At 65.3% G+C, this 18,042-nt stretch carries 18 protein-coding genes; 11 read left to right on the top strand and 7 right to left on the bottom strand.

The window, feature by feature from the left end:
- Nucleotides 1–67: 67 nt before the first annotated feature.
- Nucleotides 68–1,345, bottom strand: coding sequence for a DNA double-strand break repair nuclease NurA (locus CP556_RS03500; RefSeq protein ID WP_098724361.1), 1,278 nt, complete (start codon nucleotides 1,343–1,345; stop codon nucleotides 68–70).
- Nucleotides 1,346–1,471: 126 nt separating this feature from the next.
- On the opposite strand from CP556_RS03500, the gene CP556_RS03505 reads away from it, so the two are divergent.
- From CP556_RS03505 to CP556_RS03545, 9 genes are all read left to right on the top strand, one after another.
- Entirely contained in the window at nucleotides 1,472–1,750 is a 279-nt protein-coding gene (locus tag CP556_RS03505; RefSeq protein WP_098727269.1) for a hypothetical protein, read from the top strand.
- Between the two features lie 138 nt (nucleotides 1,751–1,888).
- Nucleotides 1,889–3,442 (top strand): HTTM domain-containing protein, encoded by a 1,554-nt coding sequence (locus tag CP556_RS03510; protein WP_098724362.1) that lies wholly within the window; start codon nucleotides 1,889–1,891, stop codon nucleotides 3,440–3,442.
- 55 nt (nucleotides 3,443–3,497) lie between these two features.
- Nucleotides 3,498–5,066: a 2,3-bisphosphoglycerate-independent phosphoglycerate mutase gene (gene gpmI / locus CP556_RS03515; protein ID WP_098724363.1), complete on the top strand. Its 1,569-nt coding sequence runs from the start codon at nucleotides 3,498–3,500 to the stop codon at nucleotides 5,064–5,066.
- A gap of 105 nt (nucleotides 5,067–5,171) precedes the next feature.
- Nucleotides 5,172–6,911 carry a sensor histidine kinase gene (locus tag CP556_RS03520; protein WP_098724364.1) on the top strand — a complete coding sequence of 580 codons (1,740 nt, stop codon included), beginning with the start codon at nucleotides 5,172–5,174 and terminating at the stop codon, nucleotides 6,909–6,911.
- Between the two features lie 127 nt (nucleotides 6,912–7,038).
- Complete coding sequence (locus CP556_RS03525; protein ID WP_098724365.1) at nucleotides 7,039–7,458, top strand: hypothetical protein; 420 nt, start codon at nucleotides 7,039–7,041, stop codon at nucleotides 7,456–7,458.
- Nucleotides 7,459–7,784: 326 nt separating this feature from the next.
- The gene (locus tag CP556_RS03530) at nucleotides 7,785–10,403 is read left to right on the top strand and encodes an alkaline phosphatase PhoX (protein WP_098724366.1); all 2,619 of its coding nucleotides are present in this window, start codon (nucleotides 7,785–7,787) and stop codon (nucleotides 10,401–10,403) included.
- A gap of 5 nt (nucleotides 10,404–10,408) precedes the next feature.
- Nucleotides 10,409–11,212 (top strand): hypothetical protein, encoded by an 804-nt coding sequence (locus CP556_RS03535; protein WP_098724367.1) that lies wholly within the window; start codon nucleotides 10,409–10,411, stop codon nucleotides 11,210–11,212.
- Nucleotides 11,213–11,388: 176 nt separating this feature from the next.
- Complete coding sequence (locus CP556_RS03540) at nucleotides 11,389–12,681, top strand: O-acetylhomoserine aminocarboxypropyltransferase/cysteine synthase family protein (protein WP_098724368.1); 1,293 nt, start codon at nucleotides 11,389–11,391, stop codon at nucleotides 12,679–12,681.
- Nucleotides 12,682–12,756: 75 nt separating this feature from the next.
- Nucleotides 12,757–13,146: a DUF7522 family protein gene (locus CP556_RS03545; RefSeq protein WP_098724369.1), complete on the top strand. Its 390-nt coding sequence runs from the start codon at nucleotides 12,757–12,759 to the stop codon at nucleotides 13,144–13,146.
- Here CP556_RS03545 and CP556_RS03550 read toward each other — a convergent pair.
- Nucleotides 13,124–13,312: a hypothetical protein gene (locus tag CP556_RS03550; protein ID WP_098724370.1), complete on the bottom strand. Its 189-nt coding sequence runs from the start codon at nucleotides 13,310–13,312 to the stop codon at nucleotides 13,124–13,126. The two genes, CP556_RS03545 and CP556_RS03550, sit on opposite strands and share 23 nt — an antisense overlap.
- A 189-nt stretch (nucleotides 13,313–13,501) precedes the next feature.
- Here CP556_RS03550 and CP556_RS03555 point away from each other — a divergent pair, with 189 nt between their 5' ends.
- On the top strand, nucleotides 13,502–14,038 hold the full coding sequence (locus tag CP556_RS03555; RefSeq protein WP_098724371.1) for a DUF5813 family protein: 537 nt from the start codon (nucleotides 13,502–13,504) through the stop codon (nucleotides 14,036–14,038).
- Between the two features lie 61 nt (nucleotides 14,039–14,099).
- Here CP556_RS03555 and CP556_RS25765 read toward each other — a convergent pair whose 3' ends face one another.
- From CP556_RS25765 to tmk, 5 genes are all read right to left on the bottom strand, one after another.
- Nucleotides 14,100–14,273, bottom strand: a complete 174-nt coding sequence (locus CP556_RS25765; protein WP_176548108.1) for a hypothetical protein — start codon at nucleotides 14,271–14,273, stop codon at nucleotides 14,100–14,102.
- Between the two features lie 371 nt (nucleotides 14,274–14,644).
- Entirely contained in the window at nucleotides 14,645–14,875 is a 231-nt protein-coding gene (locus tag CP556_RS03560; RefSeq protein WP_098724372.1) for an Lrp/AsnC family transcriptional regulator, read from the bottom strand.
- Nucleotides 14,875–15,633, bottom strand: coding sequence for a potassium channel family protein (locus tag CP556_RS03565; protein WP_098724373.1), 759 nt, complete (start codon nucleotides 15,631–15,633; stop codon nucleotides 14,875–14,877). Before CP556_RS03565 ends, CP556_RS03560 begins: the two co-directional genes overlap by 1 nt.
- Before the next feature lie 213 nt (nucleotides 15,634–15,846).
- Nucleotides 15,847–16,077: an Lrp/AsnC ligand binding domain-containing protein gene (locus tag CP556_RS03570; protein ID WP_098724374.1), complete on the bottom strand. Its 231-nt coding sequence runs from the start codon at nucleotides 16,075–16,077 to the stop codon at nucleotides 15,847–15,849.
- Nucleotides 16,078–16,183: 106 nt separating this feature from the next.
- Nucleotides 16,184–16,789, bottom strand: a complete 606-nt coding sequence (gene tmk, locus CP556_RS03575) for a dTMP kinase (RefSeq protein WP_098724375.1) — start codon at nucleotides 16,787–16,789, stop codon at nucleotides 16,184–16,186.
- A 104-nt stretch (nucleotides 16,790–16,893) separates the two neighbouring features.
- Between tmk and CP556_RS03580 the strand changes: the two genes are divergently transcribed.
- On the top strand, nucleotides 16,894–17,817 hold the full coding sequence (locus CP556_RS03580) for a complex I NDUFA9 subunit family protein (RefSeq protein ID WP_098724376.1): 924 nt from the start codon (nucleotides 16,894–16,896) through the stop codon (nucleotides 17,815–17,817).
- Nucleotides 17,818–18,042: the final 225 nt, after the last annotated feature.

Consider the following 18,042-nt stretch of genomic DNA (forward strand, 5'->3'; position numbering starts at 1 on the left):
CCCGTCCGCTTTTTCGGTACTCGATCGGTCGGGTCGAACTGAACGCCGATCGCAGAACCCGCGTCGTTCAGTAGGGCTGTTCGTCCCACCGATGATCGTCGTAGGTCCGATCCTGTGCCGCGTCGAAGCGCTCCTCGAGCGTCTCGCGGAGCGACGCCTTCTCGGCGTTGCTGATCCGGGCGAGTTCGTCGGCTTTCGCGACGATCGTCGGTGGCCCGTGGGCGACGGCAACGTTCTGTAACAGTTGCATCGTCAGCCGCTCGCGTATCTCCGGATCCTTCGTGAACGCATAGGGTGCCTCGATCCGATAGCAGAGATCGTCGCGAGGATCGTAGAGGACGAAGAAGGTGACCTCGTAGGCCTCGCGCTCGAGGCGTCGCTCGACGCCCAGCGCGTCGCCTTCGGCCGACAGCGGCCGGTCGACGCCGCCTCGAGACCGGAACCAGTTCGTATACGTGAGTGCCGAGGTATCCCGCTCCCAGCGATCTCCCTCGATATCGTCGACGTACTCGCCGCGCTCGAGCAGGCGAGTGAACAGCGCCGAGTCGTCGCTCCACGGGACGCTCACATCGATATCGCGTTTGGACTTCAGGGTCCGCGTGAGGACGCGCGTCGCGGGGTTCTTGACGAAGCCGACGAGCGGGACGCCGCGTTCGACGAAGTTCTCGACCAGCCGGACGTAGTTCTCGAGGACCGTTGTCGGTCGCGGATCGTCGAGGAGGAAGTCGGCGAGGTCGGGGTGCTGGTCCGCCCAGCGCAGCAGGCCCCGCGGGTACAGCGGGCCGTCGAGGACCAGCAGGTCCGAGACCGCTTCGGCGTGATCGAGAGCGTGGGTGCTCTCGGCGAGGTACAGCGCCAGCGCGTGGACGACGCCCTCGGCAAAGCGGGGCAGCGGCGGGATCTTGACCGCGCGGCTTCGGCTATACCCCTCGTCGAACTTCCCCCACGTCTCGTCGACGGTCATCGTCTCGTCGTTGGAGTGGACCGTCATCACGGTCGTTCGCGACCGGTGGCAGTCGAGATCGCTCGGGGTTGTGCTCATCGCCGCCTGCGCGATGTCGATGACGAGTCCGTTCTTGAACGTCGTCGGGTTGATCGTCCCCGCATCGAGGCCGTGTTCGGTCGGGAACTCACGGTCGCGCAATGCGACCGCCTCGCAGTCGACCCGCCGTCGCGCCTGCTCGTCGACCGGCTCAAGGACCGTCCGTCCGTCATAAACTAGGGGGTCGAGGAACTCCGCCCAGACCGTCTCGGCGAATGCGCGGCGGTCGCGCTCGTCGGTCCCGTGATCGATCCGCCCTGCGAGCCGCGCGATGCCGTCGAAGTGGACCGGATCGAGCGTCATGACAGGTGGCTCCCACCCGACCCGCAAAAAGCCAGTGGTCGCCGCTCGAGCGAACGGGAACTCGAGACCGAGTAAATTACTATCAGAAAACGTATGTATGGGCGCATCGAGTCCGGAACTATCTCGATGTCCGAGCGAGAACCGGCAGCCGTCACCCGCGACGATCGCGCGACCAACTGGCGACAGGATAGTTCCGGCGTCACTCTCTACGAAGAAGGGAATCGCGACGCCTGGATCCGCGCCGACTTCGAAGCCGGCATCACGCCGGAACACCGGCTGTACATGATCTGTGACGAGTGCGGTGGCGTGTTCGCACAGCGAGTAAAGCCCGGAAACGGAACGACATGTGGCGACTGCGGTGCGACGTTCGAACACGACGAGGACGCAACTCGGTCGTCGCACTAACGGAACACGGCGGCCGGACTATTTTCGGTCTTCGACCGACAGCGGCGAGCGTGACGGCGACCAGAATCGAAGTTTCAGTTAACAACAAACTTATGCCGGTCGGTACGAGACCCGAGAGCGAACGGTCAATAGTAGACGATGTCTCAGGCCTCCTCTACGAACGCGCGTGATCGAGTGACGGATACACTGGATCGGGCCGCAGGTGCGATCGAGCGGCGATTCGAGATCGATCTCCGAGCGATAGCCGCGTTCCGGATCGCGGTCGGGACGCTGCTGATCGTCGATCTATTGTTGCGCTCACGGAGCCTCACGGCGTTCTATACCGACAACGGCGTCCTTCCTCGAGAGGCGCTGTTCTCCGATTACTCGTCGGTCTACTCCCTCCACGCGATTTCCGGCGAGGCGTGGGCACAGATTCTCCTGTTTTTCGTCGCGGGCGCGTTCGCGCTCGCCGTGCTCGTCGGCTATCGGACCAGGCTCGCGACGATCGTCTCGTGGCTCCTGTTGATCTCGTTGCACGTCCGAAATCCGATGATCCTCAACGGCGGCGACATCATGTTGCGGATGCTCCTCCTCTGGGGAGTCTTCCTCCCGCTCGGAGAACGGTGGTCGATCGACGCTCGCCGGATCGAACGGGACCGGGCGACGGTGTCTTCGGTCGGAACGATGGCCGTCCTCACGCAGGTGTTGCTCATGTACGCGACCAACGCCATTCACAAGAGCAGAAGCGACGCGTGGATGTCGGGGAACGCGGTCGTCGAAATCTTTCAGGCCGATCAGTTCACGATCTTGCTCGGTAACGCCATCGCGGATCAGGTGCCGCTGTTGCGCGCGTTCACCCACCTCTGGATGGTACTCATCCTGCTCTCGCCCTTGCTCATCGTACTGGTCGGCTACCGGCGGGCGGTGTTCGCGTCGCTCTTCGTCAGCATGCACCTCGGCATGTTCGTCACGATTCAGGTCGGCCTCTTCCCACTGATCTCCGTCGCCGGACTCCTCCTGTTCTATCCGTCCGCCGTCTGGGACGACCTGACCGCGATCGCGACTCGAGTCGGGATCACGCCGCGACTCCACGGCGGCCTGATCCGGCTCCAGCGAGATTTCCCGCAGTTCTCGCTCCCACTGCTCCGATCGGTTCGGGAGATCGTCCCCTCCCCCGCCGCGATCACGTCTCGCGGTCGGGTCCTGTTCTCGACGGTCGTGCCGTGGCTCTTCCTCGTTCTCGTCGTCCTCGCCAACGCCCAGGCGGTCGACTACACCGAGGTGCCGGACCCCGCCGAACAGGTCCTCGAGACGACCCACGCCGAGCAGAGCTGGCGGATGTTCGCCCCGGACCCGATCTCCAACGCCCGGTGGCTCGTCGTACCGGGCGAACTCGAGGACGGGACGGAAACCGACGTCCTCCACGGGTCGGCCGTCGACTGGGACAGACCGCCGTCGGTCGACGAGACCTACGAGACTTCGCGGTGGCGCAAGTATATCGCGACGATGCGCTACACCAGCAACGAGAACCACCGCTCGTACTTCGCCAACCACCTGTGCGGGCGCTGGAACGCCACCCACGAGACCGGCGTCGATCGGCTCACCATCTACGGACTGACCGATCGAGCCGGCCCGTCCGAAGACCCGGACATCGCGAAGTACGAACTGCTCGAGTACGACTGCTCGGGCGAGTTCATTCAGAACGACTGACTGCCATCTTGCGGACAACGACAGCTAGTTAGGCCGCGCCGGAATCCGAACAGACATGGAAGCTGCGCTGATCGTCCTCGACGGCTGGGGGCTCGGTAACGGTGGCAGAGATGCGGTCGCCGCGGCCGAGACGCCGGTCTTCGATCGACTGTCGGAATCGGGCGCGTACGGACGGCTCGAGGTCGCGGGCCGACGCGTCGGACTGCCCGAGGGCCAGATGGGCAACAGCGAGGTCGGCCACCTCAACATCGGTGCGGGGCGCGTCGTCTATCAGGAGTACACCCGGATTTCGGACTCGATCGCGGACGGCTCCTTTCGGGAGAACGACGCGATAAACGGGGCGTTCGAGCGGGCTCGCGAGAATAACGGGCGCGTCCACTTCGTCGGGCTCGTCAGCGACGGCGGCGTCCACTCCGATCACGAGCACCTCCACGCGCTGATCGAACTGGCGGCCGACCGGGACGTCGAGGCGGTCACCCACGCGATCACCGACGGGCGGGACACCTCGCCGACCGGCGGTCGAGAGTATCTCGAGACGCTCGAGGAGGTCGTCGCCGACCACGGCACGGGCGACGTCGCGACGGTCTCCGGCCGCTACTACGCGATGGACCGCGACCAGAACTGGGAGCGGACGAAGCGGGCCTACGACGCCATCGTGAACCGCGAGGCCGAGTGGACCGCCGAGTCGGCCGTCGACGCCGTCGAGGAATCGTATGACCGCGGCGAGACCGACGAGTTCGTCGAGCCCACCGTGATAGAGAGCGAGGCGCTACGCGCCTCGGAGAGCGAACGGCGAAGCCGTGAGCAGGGCGGGCCGGCGCTCGAGGACGGCGATTCGGTCGTCTGGTTCAACTTTCGCTCCGATCGGGCGCGGCAATTGACTCGGATGCTCGCCGATATCCGGCCCGAAGACTGGGCCGACGAACTCGAGACGCACCCGCCGGACGCAGAAGTCGTGATGCTGACCCAGTACGACGAGACGTTCGACCTCCCCGTGGCCTACCCGCCGAACCAGCCCGACCAGGTGCTGGGCGAGGTGCTGGCCGACGCGGGCCGGACCCAGCTCCGGATCGCCGAATCCGAGAAGTACGCCCACGTCACCTACTTCCTCAACGGCGGCCGCGAGGTCGAGTTCGACGGCGAAATCCGGAAAATCGTCAAGAGCCCCGATGTGCCGACCTACGACCTGCAGCCGGAGATGAGCGCGCCCGAAGTGACGGACACGGCCGTTGAGACTATCGAGTCGGACAACCCCGACGTGCTCGTTCTCAACTACGCCAATCCGGACATGGTCGGCCACACCGGCGACTACGAGGCCGCGATCGAGGCCGTCGAAGCCGTCGACGCGCAACTGGGTCGCCTGGTGGAGGCGCTCGAGGACGCCGGCGCACACGTCCTCATCACCGCAGACCACGGCAACGCCGACGATATGGGAACCGAGGAGGATCCCCACACCGCGCACACGTACAACGAGGTTCCACTGGTTTACCTCGCTCCCGACGGCACCGCAGGGGGGCGGACGGTCCGCGAGGGCGGCACCCTCGCAGACATCGCGCCGACGATGCTCGAGGTCATCGACCTCGACCAGCCCCCCGAGATGACCGGCGAGTCGCTGCTCGAGTGAGCGGAGCGGGCGCATCGATCGCTTCCGGTTCGACGCGAAACGAGCGCGGCTCGCGGAACCGACTGGCCGAAACACCGAAGGCGCTGTACTCGTACTCTCGAGTAGATGTGGACGGTTCCGTGGCCGGCAGCCGGCTCTCTCCTGTCGGGAATCGGAACCCTGCTGTTGCTCTGGTATCTCCGCGAGCACCGCGGAAAACCCGGGGCGAACTGGTTTCTGCTGGCGCTCGTCGCACAGGCGCTGTGGTGTTTCGCCTACGGGATCGGACTGTTCGTCTTCGACCCCGCGCTCCGCTGGGTCTTCGAGGTCCTGACGTGGATCGGGATCGTCTGGACCGGCGTGCCGTTTCTGGCCTTCGGCCTCGAGTACACCGGTCGCGGGAGCCTCGTCAGAAGCCCGTGGTTCGGCCTGCTGGTACTCGTCCCGGCGCTCACGACGGGGCTGGTCGTCACGAACCCGCTGCACGAACTCGTCTGGAGCGGGTTTCGGATCGACCCGGTCTTCGGTGCGGCGACGGTCGCGTACGAACCCAACGCGTGGGCGTTCTTCGCGATTATGATCGGCGCGGTCTTCGCGGCGTCGGGGACCATGCTCCTGTTCGATACGGTCGTCAGCTACGGCCCGCTCTACCGACGGGAGGCCCTCGCCGTCGGTCTCAGCACGCTGCCGCCGGGCGTCGCCTTGCTCGTCTGGCTCTTCGAACTCGGCCCCGTTCCCCAGCTCAACCTCTCCGCCGTTCTGTTCCTCCCGCACGTGGTCCTCGACGCCTACGCGTTCGTCGGCGGCAGCATGTTTACCTACAGCCCGTCGGTCCGGCGCACGGCGGACCAATCGGCCGTCGAAGACCTCGAGAACCCGTTTCTCGTCGTCGATCCGGACGAGCGGATCGTCGACTGTAACCCGGCGGGCGAGGCCCTGTTCGACGTGGCGGAACCCGCCGTCCTCGGCGAGCCGCTCGAGTCCGCGACCGGCTTGACCATCGACGACGGGGGGACGACCGTCCGCACGCACGCCGATCGCGGCGACCGACGGGAGCTCGCGGTCTCGACGTCCCCGCTCCGAGACGAGTCGGAACGGGTCGTTGGACACTCCCTCCTCCTGCAGGATATCACCGACCAGCGGCGACGCGAACAGCGCCTCGAGATCCTGAACCGCGTGTTGCGTCACAACCTCCGAAACGACCTGACGGCCGTCCGGGGCTACGTCGGCATCGTCGCCGACCGGACCGACGACGACGAACTCGGAGACATGCTCGAAACGGCTCGCAACACCGTCAACGGTGTGATCGAAACGAGCGAAAAGGCCCGCAACTTCGAACGGGCGATCGAGACGACGGGCCATTCGCCCCCATCGCTCTCCGTCCGCGACGCGCTCGAATCGATCGCAACCGACCTCGAGGCCGAGCGGGAGGGACGCGTCGAGATCGACGTCCCCGAAGACCTCGCGGTACGGGCGAACGAGGACCTGTTCGTCCTCGCGTTCGCGAACCTCATCGAGAACGGGATCGATCACAGCGACGCCGCAGACCCACTCGTTCGGGTCGAGTTCGACGGCATCGGGCCGGACCGAACGGCCGTTCTCACCGTCAGTGACGACGGACCCGGAATCCCGGACCACGAACTCGCCGTCCTCGAGCGCGGCGAGGAGACGTCGCTGGAACACGGCAGCGGGCTCGGACTGTGGATCGTTTCCTGGGCTATCACGGCGCTGGGCGGAGAGCTCACGTTTGAGACGGACGAGGACGGGACGACCGTCGCCGTTCGCGTCCCGGGGGCCACAGAAGGGCAGTCAGCGGAAGCGGCGGATCGATCCGAGGCGGTGGTGTCGGACGACCGATTTGCCTGACCCGGCCGCGGTCGTCGCCGACCGACCGTGGGTCTCGGTACCGGACCGATGGAGTCACGAGTGGTATATACCACACATACGAAGATTCACTATTCAGATCGGAGTTGTTCCGTCCGAACCGCTTCAGATGTCCCAGAGTACTTCCACCACCGACGCGGACGAGTCAGTTGTCGACACGTACGTTCTCGGCGTTCGCATCATCGAGTCCGAGCCGGCCGACGACGGGCCGCGGTACCGATTCGAGGCACCCGACCACACCGAGATCGCGTTCGATGACCTCGAGACGGCCCGCCTCTACGCCGACGTCTACTTCGACGTCAACGGCTTCGTCGAGGAGGGCACCGGCGAGCGCGGCGTCCCGCCGGAAGTCGTCCAGGCCGGTAAGGACACCCTCGCCGCGTACCTCGTCACCTGCGCCTGGGCGGACGTCAACTGGGTCGCCTCGTTTTACGGCACCACGCCGGACGACATCGAGCGCTACTGCTCGTGGGTTCGCGACCGTGCCGACGAGATCCGAGCGCAGGCCGAAGAACACGGTCTCGAGTAGGCGCCGCCTCGAGTCGTCCCGACTGCGAATCGATCCTTACGTTTCTCGCCGCGATGCCGTCGGAGACTCGTCCTCGAATCAGTGGTATGGGTACCGATCGTTCGAGCGACGGATCGATCGCGTTCATAGCGGCTGGGTCCCACCGCTCCCGACGGACGAGGACGGTTACCGAAGCTACCAGCACCGTCCGATCGTCACTATATGAATCAATAGACCCACATACTATTCGTAGTACTCCTAGATATAGTATTATATAAAATCCGTTAGTTCACCACCATATTACTATTATAAAATCTGACTATGCGACGGTGAGTTGCGCCACTCGCATGGTCGAATTTACCAGACGGAAGCTGATGGCGACGTCAGCGGCGACTGCGATCGGCATCGGAGCGATCGGAACGGCGAGCGGGGCCGACGGCGACACCCCGGGTGCGCCGACGATACGCGGAGATCTCAAACGGCTCGCGACCACGGCTCGCGGAGCCGAGGTCACCGGTCCGTTCGTTTTCGAGAACGGCGAAGTGCTGTTCAGCCTCCAGCATCCGAGCCGGGACAACCCGGGTCCGTACGACACGGCCGCTGTTGGCGTCCTCGCGGGACACCGCTTCGAGTTCAACGGGAAAAACGACGAGTTCGACGAACTCGAGCCACCCCGATCTGCGGACGCACGGGGGCGGGTACAGGTCGCCGGCGGCGAGTACGACATCCTCGTCCAGGAGGGAGAGCCGATCGGCGACGGCGACGCGAAATGGGGCCATCCCGAAACCCCCGACGGGACGGACATCGCCGAGTTCGCCGGCAGCCGGTACGGCGACGTCGGCTACAACCCCGACATGAACTTCTTCGTTCCGACCGACGGCGAGGAACTCGAGGGATACCTCTTCACGAACAACGAGACGAGTCCCGGCGCGATCACGCGGACGCCGATCAGCCGCGACGACGACGGCTGGGAGGCCGATCCCGAGAACGCCACGAACCTCGAGAACCTCGAGGCGTTCCGCGAGATCGGCGGGACTCGGATCAACTGCTACGGCGATCTGAGCCCCTGGGAGACCCCGATGTCAGCGGAGGAGGACTACAGTCACCCGCGCGTGTCGGGACCGGCGACCGTGAGCGATGTCGTCGACGCGGAGAGCGGCGTCGGGATTCGCGGTGCAGCGCCGTTCTGGAACCGACCGAACCCGACGGAGATCGCGGGCGAACTGGACGAGTTGTTCGACGACGGGTGGAGTCCGCAGGGAAGTTGGGCCCTCAGTGGCGTCGAAATGCTGGCCTACTACCTCGGGGCGGATCCGGTCGATCAGGACGGCGACATGAACACGCTCGAGCCGATCGGGGAGGGCTACCCGAACCGCTACCGGTACGGACACATCGTCGAGATCACCGAACCCGCGAACGACGAACCGACGCCTGTCAAACACCACGTCATGGGCCGGGCCGCCTTCGAGTGTCCCGAGTTCATGCCCGACGAGCGGACCGTCTACCTCTCGTCCGACGGCGCGAACAAGGGCCTCTACAAATTCGTCGCCGAGGACCCGATCACGAGCTACGACGACCGGATGGACGTCCGCGGGACGCTGTCCGCCGCCCGCGTGACCAACGACGAGGCCGCGAAGAATCGCCCGCCGGCCGAGGTCGACCTCGAGATCGAGTGGGTCGAACTCGGCACCGCGAGCAACGCCGAGGTCGAGTCCTGGATCGCCGACTACGACGACGTCACGCAGATCGACTACCTCGAGACCCACGCCGAGACCGACTGGGAAGACGATCTCGAGACCGCTCTCGCCGAGGCCGACGAGACGGTCGCGATCGAGGGTAATCGGGACTACATCACCGACGAGGACGTTCTCGAGTGGGCTCGACAGTACGAGGAACGCGGCCCCGACGGCGTCGACGAGGACCTGCGCCGCGTCCCCTTCCTCGAGACGCGTGCGGCTGCCAAGGAGATCGGTGCCACCATCGAGTTCCGCAAGGCCGAGGGGATCGACTCGCTCGACGACGCCGAGCCCGGTGATTTCCTCTACATCGGTATCTCGGAGCTCAACGACGGCATGACCGACGACGAGGGCGATATTCGGCTGGACCGCGTCGACGGCGGCGTCGTCTACCGGGCCGAACTCGAGTCCGACTACGACGTGTCGACGCTCGAACCGGCGGTCGTCGGTCCCGATGCGACCGACTCGGCGTCGGTGCTCGACGCCGCGCCGATCAACGTCGATAACGTGATGGTCCTCGCGGACGGCCGCGTCCTCCTCTGTGAGGACAAGGGGAGCTTCGGCCGCTCGTATCCCAACGACGCGCTGTGGGTCTACGAGCCGCCGACGTCGCTGCACGTCGACTCCGTCGCCGTCGGTCAGGGGGAGACAGGAGCCGTCGATCTGACGCTCTCGTCGGTTCCGGACGGCCTCGCCGGCGGTCGCGTCACCGTCTCGCTCGAGCACACCGACGTCGCCGAAATCGCGGGTGCAACGTACCACGACGCGCTCGAACTCACCGCCGGCCCGACGATCAGCGACGACGGATCGGCGGTCGCGTTCAAGTTCGCCGATCTCGACGAGGAGATCGAACCCGGCGCGATGGACGTGACGCTGGCGAGCGTCGAACTCGAGGGGGTCGGGACCGGAACGACGGATATCACGGTCGACGTGCAGGCGCTAGACGACGACGGAGTCGCTATCGAACCTCAGCGCCGTCCCGGCGTGGTGGTTACCGGGCCACCACCGATCGGCGGGCCGGGCGGTTCCAGCAGGGCACCGACAGATCCGGACGGCGACGGCCGATTCGAGGACGTCAACGGCAACGGCCGACTCGACTACAACGACGTCGTCTTGCTGTTCGATCACATCGAGGACGACTCGGTGACGCTCAACGCCGACGCCTACGACTTCAACGAGAACGGCCGCATCGACTACGACGACATCGACGAACTGTACGACGAGCTGTGAGGCGGATGGAACGACCGGACACCGATTCGGCCACGACCGCACGGCGGGGCCGAACTGACGAGTCGGCTTCGATCAGGTGGCCGAGATCACGGCGACGGACGGTGACGGCGCTCGTCGTCGGGCTCGTGGTCTGTCTGGCAGCCCTTCCGGCTCCGATCGCGGCCGCCAGCGAGGGCCCGCCGTCCGTCTCCGGTGTGGACACCACAGCGACGACAGCGGCCGAGAGCACGCTCGTCGTCAGCGATTCGACAGTCGAGCCCGGGACCACCGCGACGCACCGGATCGCGCTCACCGACGCGCCGGACGGCCTCGCCGGCTTCGAGTTCACGCTCGAGCTGTCCGGCGACGCCGCGACGGTCTCGAACGCCAGCTATCCCGACGCGTACGGGCTGACGACCGACCCGATCACGAGCGCCGACGGCCGATCGGTGACCGTCGAGGCCGCCGACCTCACCGACGAAGTGACGTCGGGCGCGACCGATGTCACCCTCGCGACCGTCGAGGTGAACGCCACCGAGACCGCGACCGGTTCGACGACGCTGCGAGTGGCGGAGTCCCAGGTCGACGCCGACGACGGCAGCCGCGTCGAGCCGACGCTCGAGTCGGGGACGCTCACCGTCGGCGAGGACGGACCGGAAGCCGCCTCGGCACAGAGTGAGGGAACCGGATCGGCGGACGAAACTGCATCCGATGGAGCAGACGAATCCGATAGATCGGATTCGTCGGAACCGGTTCCCGGCTTCGCCGCCGGATCGGCGATCGGTGCGTTGGCCGTTCTGGCGGCCGCCCTGCTCGCACGGTCTCGCTGACGTCCCTCGATCGGTTCGTTTGCTGAACGCCGTTCGAGACGCCGAAAGCGATCGGTCTCGTCCGTTCGATCGAGCGCCCGATTCGCCGGCCGGGACGCAAAGCACCCCACCGAAAGGGGGGTTCACCGAACCAGTTCGTCCAGTAACTTTACCGTATACCGGTTTCTATACCCGGTATGAGCGACGATCCCGATTCGGACACGCACCGCTTCGCAACGAACAGCGTCCACGCCGGCCAGGAACCGGACTCGGCCACGGGTGCCCGCGCGCCGCCGATCTATCAGACCACGTCCTACGTCTTCGACGACACGGACCACGCCGCCGCGCTGTTCGGTCTCGAGGAGATGGGCAACATCTACTCGCGGATCATGAACCCGACGAACGCGATGTTAGAGGAACGCATCGCGACGCTCGAGGGCGGCGTCGGCGCGCTCGCGACCTCGTCGGGAATGGCCGCGTTCGACCTCGCGACCTTCATCCTCGCGGAGGTCGGCGATAACATCGTCTCCTCGTCGGCGCTGTACGGCGGGACGTACACCTACCTCACCCACACCGTCGCCAAGCGCGGCATCGAGACGAAGTTCGTCGACACGCTCGACTACGACGCCTACGCGGAGGCCATCGACGACGACACCGCGTTCGTCCACCTCGAGACGATCGGCAACCCCGCGCTCATCACGCCGGACATCGAGCGGATCGCCGATATCGCTCACGAGCACGACGTGCCGCTGTTCGTCGACAACACGTTCGCGACGCCGTATCTGTGCCGGCCGCTCGAGCACGGCGCGGACCTCGTCTGGAACTCGACGACGAAGTGGATCCACGGCGCGGGCTCGACCGTCGGCGGGATCCTTGTCGACGGCGGCTCGTTCCCCTGGGAGGAGGGCGACTACCCCGAGATCACCGAGCCGAACCCGGCCTATCACGGCGTCAACTTCCGCGAGACGTTCGGCGATATGGCCTTCTCGGTCGTCGCCCGGACCCGCGGGCTTCGGGATTTGGGCAACCAGCAGTCGCCGTTCGACGCCTGGACGACCCTGCAGAAACTCGAGTCGCTACCCCTGCGGATGGAAAAGCACTGCGACAACGCGATGGCCGTCGCGGAGTACCTCGAGGAACATTCGGCGGTCGACTGGGTCAACTACCCCGGCCTCGAGAGCCATGAGACCCACGAGGAAGCCAGCGAGTACCTCGAGGGAGGCTACGGTGGCATGATCACGTTCGGCCTCGAGGGGGGCTACGACGCCGCCGAGACGGTCTGTAACGAGGTCGACCTCGCGAGCCTGCTGGCGAACGTCGGCGACGCGAAAACGCTGATCATCCACCCCGCGAGCACGACCCACCAACAGCTCACCGAGGAGGAGAAGCTGGCCGGCGGCGTCACCGACGACCTCGTGCGCCTCTCGGTCGGGATCGAGGACGTCGACGACGTGATCGCGGACCTCGATCGGGCGATCGAACAGGTGTAGGACGGAGCCGCCGCCGGTTTCACCTCGTTGTGACTATCCCTCGTCGTTAAGGTCGCGGGGATCGACTGGTCAGCTATGCCGACCGGAATACTCACGTCAGAGGCGTCGGAGCAGATCGTCGCGACCTGCCGAACGGCCATCGGCGACAGCCTCCGTTCGGTCACCTACTTCACGCGCGACGACTACGAGCAGGTTTACCTCCGCGAGGACCTCGAGCGCGACGCCGACCTCTCGACGTTTATCGGCCACGAGTGGCGCGGGTTCAAGACCACCCAGACCGCCTACGAGGGCTCGGAGCTCGGTGCGTACGACTACACCATCCGCGTGTTCGAGAACGGCTTTCTGATCCGCGTGACGAACGACAGCGAGGGCGTCTTCGTCACCACTGACGGACTGACGGTCAAAGACTTCGAAGAGGTCGCGACGGCATTGGACGCGTTCCTCAACGAGCGCGAGATTTCGTAGCGTCGCCGTCGCTCGAGCGCTCGAGATCGCGGTCGTCATCGTCGTCCGCCTCGGGCTCGTCGTCGGCGTCTCGGCCACCGATCGGCAGGCCGGAGCCGCGGTCGCCGTCCGTGCCGAGGAGATGAGCGAAGCGACGACGTTCTGCCGCGTGTTTATCCAGACTCATACCCCGGACAGTATCCGGTTTCCCCTGTAGTTATGCAGTTCATTTTCGACAACAACGGATTACTTCCCGTGAAACGGTTCCAACGACTACTGGAGTTGCCGACGCCAGGCACTGCACAGTGACTTCTCGTTCGGCCAGTGCGATCACCACAACGTAACATCCTTTTCCGCCACGCCCGTGATACGGACAATGACTGATCTCCCGACTCCCGTCGAACGCGAACTCGAGTCCCATGACGCCTTCGCCCGGACCGACGACGGCTACGACCTCACGACGACCGTCTTCGAGACGACCGTCGCGGCCGACGACGCCGAGGGAAAGCGCGACGGCCGCTTTCTGGTCACCGTCGTCCTCCCCACGCTCGACGCCGCCGTCGCCGACGAGGTCGTCGCGGCCCCCGTCGAAAACGGCTGGTTCGAGACCCTCGAGCGCCGTCTCGAGGACGTCTTCACGGTCGCCCGAACGAGCACGCACGAGGAACCCGTCATCGAACGCGACGCCGACGAGGTCCGGGTTCGCCTCGAGTACACCGCGTGGGACGCCGGCGAGGGTGCCGACGACGCCAAGGCACTGATCGAGTTCGTCGAAGGCACCTTCGCCCAGGGGATCATCCCCGGCTACGACTATCGCGGCGAAGCGGCGACGCTGCTCGAGAACGCCCAGAGCAGGGGCCAGCAGGCTGCGAACGGGGACGGAGACGGGAACAGTGGCGGCATGCCACTGTAATTGCGGTACCGTTTGCTTCACTGGAGATGGGATCGTATCCACCCGATCGGCCGTTCTGCAATCACTGATCCGCGGTATAGACCTCGGCCCAGAGATACCCGATTCCGAGACAGGAGTAGAGAAGTCCGAAGATCGCGAATACCAAGTCGCTTTGCACGGCGTAGGAACCCACCTGAACGAGTCCCAGGAGGATCATCGCGACCCCGATGATCGCTTTGTGTCGTTTCTGGGCCATATCGTCCGATAGTCTACTTGAGTGATAAATTCGATCGATATCGATCGCGTCCGAGCGCAACCATACCAGAGAGACGCGACTGCGGTGGCCGGGAGCGCGGCTCGAGCAGATGCGAGAGCCGCGCGACTCGGGGGAGGGCAGGCGATTCACCGACAGTCGCCGCGAGCGAACGAAGTGAGCGGAATGGAAGAAGGAGTGCTTTTAATCGAGTTTTTGCCGAGGGGGCGGCTTTGCCGCGCCCGTAGTTCGAAAGGCGCGTAGCGCCTTTCGTCATCAAGCGAGACCTTTGGTCTTGCGGACCTCGCGAATCTCCGATTCGCTCAGTCACGAGAGAGCTTCGCTCTCTCGAACGACAGCGCAAAACTTCGTTCTTAGTCCATCGCAATATACGTCTGCGTATCCTCAACGCCCTCGATAGCCTGAATGCGGGTCGCCGCGATTTCCTTGACTGCGGCCGGCGACTCGACCTGCGCTTTCGCGATGAGGTCGACGTCGCCGGCGACGATGTGGGCCGATCGAACGCCGTCGATCGATTCGATGCTGTCTCTGAGTCGATCCGCCTCGCCCGTGTTCGCTTTGATCATGACGAATGCTGTAACCATCAGTTGACACCTCCCGAATCCGAATCCGTCTCCGTCCCGCGCTGGAGCTTCGTCGCCGCCGAACTCGAGCCGCCGTCGGCGTTGGCGGCCGCCCGGTTCGGCGTCTCGCCGACCAGAAGCTGGCGGACCTCGCTCAGGACGTCGAAGTCCGCGAGGACGACGAGTCGGTCGCCGTCGTCGAGCGAGAGGTCCTCGTCGGGGATCCCGAGCGCCTGATCGCGCTTGCCGAAGGCGAGGACGGTCGCGTCCGCGGGCAGTTGCAGTTCGCTGATCGTGTAGCCGTTGACGGGGGCCGCGTCGGTGATCGTGAGTTCGACGACCTGCAGGTGCGGTGCGATGTCGGCGATGGCGCGGATCGTCCCGCCGAGCAGGGCGTTTTTCGCGCCGATCGCGCCCAGCCGCTCGGGGTAGATGATCTCGTCGACCTGGTCGGCGTACTTCCGGTAGATCCCCTCGCGGTAGGCCTCGTCGATCCGCATGACCGTCCGACAGCCGTAGTGGTTGGCAATCATGCAGGCGGTGAAGTTGACGTTGAGATCGCTGGTCAGCGCACCGACGGCGTCGGCCGCCGCGATACCGGCCTCCTCGAGGATATCCTCGCGAGAGCCGTCGCCCTCGACGGTGGGAAACCCTTGATCGCGGGCGCGTTTGAGCGTCGGCTCGTCGCGTTCGACCACCGTTACCTCGTGGTCCTCGTCGCGCAGGACACGCGCCGTCCGCAGCCCAACCCGTCCGGCCCCGATAATGACGAACCGCATGGACAGGGGTACGCTCGCCCCGGTGAATAAGTTTGCCCCCGACTAGCATGGTATTCGTTCGGTCGAGAGTCGACCGACGCTCGAGTTCGGCGTGACGCTCGAGTTCGGAGACTCGAGTGAATTTCCACGATGGTCGCGTCCGGCGGCTAACGGGTCCGCGAGAACACGCGAGACAACGGAGATTGCGGAGAATGCGCACCAGATCCGGTACCGTTAGCCCATCGCGATGTACGTCTTCGTCTCGGTGACGCCGTCGAGTCCCTGCATGCTCGAGGAAACGGTCTGGAGCACCTCGTAGACCTCGGACGCGTCGACCTCCGCGATGATGTCGTAGTTGCCCGCGACGATGTGGGCGCCGGCGACCGACTCCAGATCGGCAATCTCCGCGAGCAGGCCCTCGGACTTCCCGGCGGCGGTCTTCACCATGATGAACGCGTGGACCATCGCCAGTGTGGTACACTCTGGCACGACTAAAGCCTTTGCCCGAAGCCGCCGTCTCCGACGGGAATTGTCGCGGTGGAACGGTGGAGGGACGAATCGATGGACGAGGTCAGCGCGACTCGTCGACCGCTTGGGCCAGCGCGTCCGTCACCGCCTCGAGCACCGCCTCGGGCGACTGCGTCGCGTCGACGCAGACGAACCGATCGGGGTCGCGCTCGAGCAGCCGCTCGTAGTTGTCCCGAACCGACGCGAGGTACTCGGCATGTTCGAACTTGTTCGTCGTCCCCGCGCGAGCGGCGGCGGTTTCGGGGTCGATATCGAGATAGATCGTCAGATCGGGATCGATCGAGAACGGCCGATGGACGTCGACGACGTACTCGAGTGGGTCCTCGAGGTCGTAGCCCTCGGCCGCTTCGAGTGTCGCGCCCTGATAGGCGAAGCGCGAGTCAGAGTAGCGATCGGAGACCACGAGGTCGCCGCACTCGAGGGCGGGTTCGATCACCCGCGAGAGGTGATCGGCGTGATCGGCGGTGTAGAGGAAGAGTTCCGCCAGCGGGTCGGCGTCGTCGTCCTCGATCGAGCGGTAGACGGCCTCGCCGTACCAGGAATCGTCCGTGGGTTCGCGCGTGAACGTGGCCTGGGGATACCGCTCGCGCAGGGCCTCCCAGACCGTCGTCTTGCCGCTGCCGTCCAGTCCCTCGAGCGTGACGAGCATGGTCGCCCCTCGTCGTGACGGCTACTACAATCTGTCGAGAGCCGCGAACGGGCCACGCGGTGTCGCCGCCCATCTATTTATCGCTGCGAAGTCACGTTTCGGCCATGAAGATCCTCGTCGCCGGCGGCACCGGCTTCATCGGCACGAACCTGTGTGCGGAACTGGTCGAGCGCGGCCACGAGGTGACGGCGCTCTCCCGGTCACCGGTTGACGACGACGGGCTCCCCGACGGCGTCGAATCGGCGCTGGGCGACGTCGGCGCCTACGACTCGATCGTCGACACCGTCGCGAGCCACGACGCCGTCGTCAACCTCGTCTCGCTCTCGCCGCTGTTCGACCCGCCCCGCGGGACGAGCCACCGGGAAGTCCACCTCCGGGGCACGGAGAACCTCGTTCGCGCCGCCGAAGCCGGCGGCGTCGACCGATTCCTACAGATGAGCGGGCTCGGGGCCGATCCGAACGGCGCGACCGCGTTCATTCGCGCCAAGGGCGAGGCGGAGGCGGTGGTCCGCGACTCCGCGCTCGAGTGGACGATCGTTCGGCCGTCGGTCGTTTTCGGCGACGGCGACGAGTTCGTCGGTTTCACGAAGACGCTGACGACACCGTACCTGACGGCGTTGCCGGGCGGCGGAAAGACGCGGTTTCAACCCATCTGGGTCGGCGATCTCGTCCCCATGCTGGCCGACGCGCTCGAAGACGACGCCCATATCGGCGAGACCTACGAGCTCGCCGGCCCGCAGATCGTCACGCTCGCGGACGTGACGGAGCTCGCTTACGGCGCCGAAGGAAAAGACGTCAGAATCGGAACGATCCCGATGGGAGTGGCCAAGCTCGGGCTCTGGGCGATCGGTCCGCTGCCGTTCGTTCCGTTCGGCCTCGATCAGGCTCGATCGCTCGAGTTCGACAACACCGTCGACGATAACGACGTGACCGTCTTTGGCCGGGTTCCGGCATCGATGACGACACTCGGCGCGTATCTCGGCCACAACGGGACGGACCGTCAGGAACGATCGGCGAAAACGATCTGACTTCCAGATCGGAGTCGTCGTCGCCCATAGCAACTGATTACGTCGCGACCGGGGTCGAGAAAACACCTAACTTAAAAAACAGTACGGGACGCAGTACGCGGCGTTTTCGAGTTCGGAGAATCGGCGCAAATACCACTCCAGTCATCCGATATGGAGGAATAGTAAAGAAGACGTGAAATTCAGTTCAGCACAAGACTTATATCCTCCATTGCACTGGTACCAATT

Source organism: Natrinema sp. CBA1119 (assembly GCF_002572525.1).
GTDB lineage: Archaea > Halobacteriota > Halobacteria > Halobacteriales > Natrialbaceae > Natrinema.

What these genes read in the sequence shown, in the direction of transcription:
- CP556_RS03545 (WP_098724369.1), top strand. Translation starts at nt 12,757, where the DNA reads ATGCCGACCGGAATACTCACGTCAGAGGCGTCGGAGCAGATCGTCGCG.
- CP556_RS03525 (WP_098724365.1), top strand. Translation starts at nt 7,039, where the DNA reads ATGTCCCAGAGTACTTCCACCACCGACGCGGACGAGTCAGTTGTCGAC.
- CP556_RS03580 (WP_098724376.1), top strand. Translation starts at nt 16,894, where the DNA reads ATGAAGATCCTCGTCGCCGGCGGCACCGGCTTCATCGGCACGAACCTG.
- CP556_RS03560 (WP_098724372.1), bottom strand. Translation starts at nt 14,875, where the DNA reads ATGGTTACAGCATTCGTCATGATCAAAGCGAACACGGGCGAGGCGGAT.
- CP556_RS03510 (WP_098724362.1), top strand. Translation starts at nt 1,889, where the DNA reads ATGTCTCAGGCCTCCTCTACGAACGCGCGTGATCGAGTGACGGATACA.
- CP556_RS25765 (WP_176548108.1), bottom strand. Translation starts at nt 14,273, where the DNA reads ATGGCCCAGAAACGACACAAAGCGATCATCGGGGTCGCGATGATCCTC.
- CP556_RS03555 (WP_098724371.1), top strand. Translation starts at nt 13,502, where the DNA reads ATGACTGATCTCCCGACTCCCGTCGAACGCGAACTCGAGTCCCATGAC.
- CP556_RS03505 (WP_098727269.1), top strand. Translation starts at nt 1,472, where the DNA reads ATGTCCGAGCGAGAACCGGCAGCCGTCACCCGCGACGATCGCGCGACC.
- CP556_RS03520 (WP_098724364.1), top strand. Translation starts at nt 5,172, where the DNA reads ATGTGGACGGTTCCGTGGCCGGCAGCCGGCTCTCTCCTGTCGGGAATC.
- CP556_RS03500 (WP_098724361.1), bottom strand. Translation starts at nt 1,345, where the DNA reads ATGACGCTCGATCCGGTCCACTTCGACGGCATCGCGCGGCTCGCAGGG.
- CP556_RS03530 (WP_098724366.1), top strand. Translation starts at nt 7,785, where the DNA reads ATGGTCGAATTTACCAGACGGAAGCTGATGGCGACGTCAGCGGCGACT.
- CP556_RS03550 (WP_098724370.1), bottom strand. Translation starts at nt 13,312, where the DNA reads ATGAGTCTGGATAAACACGCGGCAGAACGTCGTCGCTTCGCTCATCTC.
- CP556_RS03540 (WP_098724368.1), top strand. Translation starts at nt 11,389, where the DNA reads ATGAGCGACGATCCCGATTCGGACACGCACCGCTTCGCAACGAACAGC.
- tmk (WP_098724375.1), bottom strand. Translation starts at nt 16,789, where the DNA reads ATGCTCGTCACGCTCGAGGGACTGGACGGCAGCGGCAAGACGACGGTC.
- CP556_RS03565 (WP_098724373.1), bottom strand. Translation starts at nt 15,633, where the DNA reads ATGCGGTTCGTCATTATCGGGGCCGGACGGGTTGGGCTGCGGACGGCG.
- gpmI (WP_098724363.1), top strand. Translation starts at nt 3,498, where the DNA reads ATGGAAGCTGCGCTGATCGTCCTCGACGGCTGGGGGCTCGGTAACGGT.
- CP556_RS03570 (WP_098724374.1), bottom strand. Translation starts at nt 16,077, where the DNA reads ATGGTCCACGCGTTCATCATGGTGAAGACCGCCGCCGGGAAGTCCGAG.
- CP556_RS03535 (WP_098724367.1), top strand. Translation starts at nt 10,409, where the DNA reads ATGGAACGACCGGACACCGATTCGGCCACGACCGCACGGCGGGGCCGA.